Origin of the sequence: Desulfotomaculum sp. OF05-3, from assembly GCF_003435535.1 — a bacterium.
GTDB classification, from domain to species: domain Bacteria; phylum Bacillota; class Clostridia; order Lachnospirales; family Lachnospiraceae; genus Pilosibacter; species Pilosibacter fragilis.
This window is the reverse complement of sequence record NZ_QWGO01000077.1, coordinates 276-2,422: the sequence shown is the minus strand read 5'-3', so window position 1 is coordinate 2,422 and position 2,147 is coordinate 276. Positions and strand designations below refer to the sequence as shown.

Annotated in this window: 4 protein-coding genes; all 4 read left to right on the top strand. The window is 36.9% G+C overall.

The genetic code is table 11. From position 1 onward, the window contains the following. Positions 1-379, top strand: a 379-nt coding sequence (locus DXA87_RS17640) for a DUF4368 domain-containing protein (protein ID WP_242998141.1), incomplete at its 5' end; no start/stop codon positions are given. 135 nt (positions 380-514) lie between these two features. Next, on the top strand, positions 515-799 hold the full coding sequence (locus DXA87_RS17635; protein WP_117471338.1) for a hypothetical protein: 285 nt from the start codon (positions 515-517) through the stop codon (positions 797-799). 316 nt (positions 800-1,115) lie between these two features. Beyond that, positions 1,116-1,505 (top strand): DUF2185 domain-containing protein, encoded by a 390-nt coding sequence (locus DXA87_RS17625; protein WP_117471336.1) that lies wholly within the window; start codon positions 1,116-1,118, stop codon positions 1,503-1,505. Positions 1,506-1,543: 38 nt separating this feature from the next. After that, positions 1,544-2,068, top strand: coding sequence for a transposase (locus DXA87_RS17620; protein WP_117471335.1), 525 nt, complete (start codon positions 1,544-1,546; stop codon positions 2,066-2,068). The last annotated feature ends 79 nt before the right edge of the window (positions 2,069-2,147 follow it).

Below are 2,147 nucleotides of genomic sequence, written 5' to 3'. Positions count from 1 at the left end.
CGCTCAATACGAAAAGGAACAGTCCGAGCTTACCGCTGAAATCTCTGTTCTGGAAAAGGCTGTCAAGAGCTATGAGAAGCACGAAAAGGACGCTGATCGTTTTATCGCTCTGATTGACAAGTATGAGAACTTTGACAAGCTGACGATTGCTATGCTCAACGAGTTTATCGAGAAAATCCTTGTGCATGAGCGTGACCGTAAAGGCAGTATACAGACCACACAGGAGGTCGAGATTTACTTCAATTTTGTCGGGCGATTTGTTCCCCCGGCGTTTGGAGAAGTGGAGCTGACCCCGGAAGAATTAGAGGAAATCCGCAAGCGTGAGGAACGCAAGGCACAGGCAGAGGAGATTGTGAAAGCGGAATTGATTTACGATTGAGCGAGGAAGTCCTGGCAGAAAACTGTTCGGACTTTTCTCATATAGTCCAAAGTTGCGGTAGAATTGTTCACAAGTTTTATGGTATAATTTGAATATGAAAATTGAGCAACAAATTGGAAGTTATAGGGGTAGAATATGAATGATATGCAACAAAAATTTTTCAAACATATTGCAGCAATACAAGAAAGTTGTGTTGAAATTTGTTTGACTGAACACAAAAAGTACCATGATAACGAAGCCAGAGCGATGTTGTATGATGTAACCTATGAATTTGCTGTTGAAATTATGGAGATGATTGACGGTTATTCGGGGTATAGTTCTGATAAGCATGATATTATCAATACAGTTACAGGTAAACATCTGAAAGAAAATCCATTTATTGAATTACACGACCAGTTAGATGAGATAATGAAACATTAAACTTGCAGCTTCCGATTTGTCGAACTGATAAAATCCCTTTAGGAACTAAAGGGCGCACTTCTATACTCTCTGTCGAGAGTAGTGCGTCCTGCGGAGCTTCACTCCCGGTCGGCAGAAGAAAACTGTCCGACCGTGAATGTTTCATCACTTCGTTCCGTCAAGGTGGCTACACCCCCTTGCGCCGCTAAAGCGGCTATCCCCTGTGGACTTGCCGTCCGCAAACAGCATAAAATGCTGTTCGCCGCCAGCAAGTTTGAAAGCGACTAAAATGAATTTTATGGAACAAGCAAATCAGAATTTGGAGAGGTGAATCATCATGTTTTTCGAGAGAAAGAAGAACAACGATTTTCTTAGTATCAACATAGAGAATTTAATTGATTGGAACGAACCAAATGGAGAAGGATGCATTGTATCTGACAGAATAACAAAAGAAGGTTTTAAAGTAGGATATATGTATCGAGAAGCTCCATATGAAGACAACCCAGATAGCGGATGGCGTTTTTTAGCGGGTAATGAAGATGAGGCTTATATGAACGAATCAAGCAATCATTCTGTGTTTTCCATCAATACAATATGTAATTATGACAGAGATATTATTCCTTATATTCATGCGGAAATAGGAAGTGTTTATATACGAACTGGAAGTAATACATTTGAAATTGATGATGGCAGCAAGCCAATATTCGTTGATAAACAAAAGCGATAAATTCATATTTGAAGATATACAATAGAGAGTGTGATGACATGACGGATATTAGTGGTATTTTTTCGATAAGTAGTAGTACAAAACATCAATGGATTTCATTATGTGGACATTTGGAAGCTGTTATTGGAAATTATTTTCTTTCACAATCAGGAAATCCAGGAGCATATTGGTATGCTATATACTACGACTCATCAGTAGACGGGTATAATGAATGTGTAGAAATCACAGATAAAAATTTAATTGGTTATGTATATTGTGATGATAGAGTAGCCTTTGTTTTGAACAGTTTCCTTGAAAGATTTATAAACGATACTGTAGATTATAATATTCATTATGTTGGTGTAGAGTCTTTAGACGAAGAATGTATTGAATGCAGAAGATACTTTGATTATTGTGAGCATATTTTACCTGCTTTATGGATAGATGATGATTTCTTAAACAATGAAAAACTTGAGTTTGATTATGAAAAATTTGAGTTGATAGATACTGGTATTAAGTATCTTAATCCGAAGCATTTTTCCGTAAAAAGCTTTGTAGAGTATTGTAGATTCAGTAAAGAGTGAGATTTCTATAAAATAAAAGATAGATTCTCAGTTATTAGCAGCAATTTCAGTTTGTCGTTCTAAAAATTCAACTGAATAA

Excerpts from the sequence above, each read along its gene's own strand:
- DXA87_RS17635 (WP_117471338.1), top strand. The coding sequence starts at position 515 with ATGAATGATATGCAACAAAAATTTTTCAAACATATTGCAGCAATACAA.
- DXA87_RS17625 (WP_117471336.1), top strand. The coding sequence starts at position 1,116 with ATGTTTTTCGAGAGAAAGAAGAACAACGATTTTCTTAGTATCAACATA.
- DXA87_RS17620 (WP_117471335.1), top strand. The coding sequence starts at position 1,544 with ATGACGGATATTAGTGGTATTTTTTCGATAAGTAGTAGTACAAAACAT.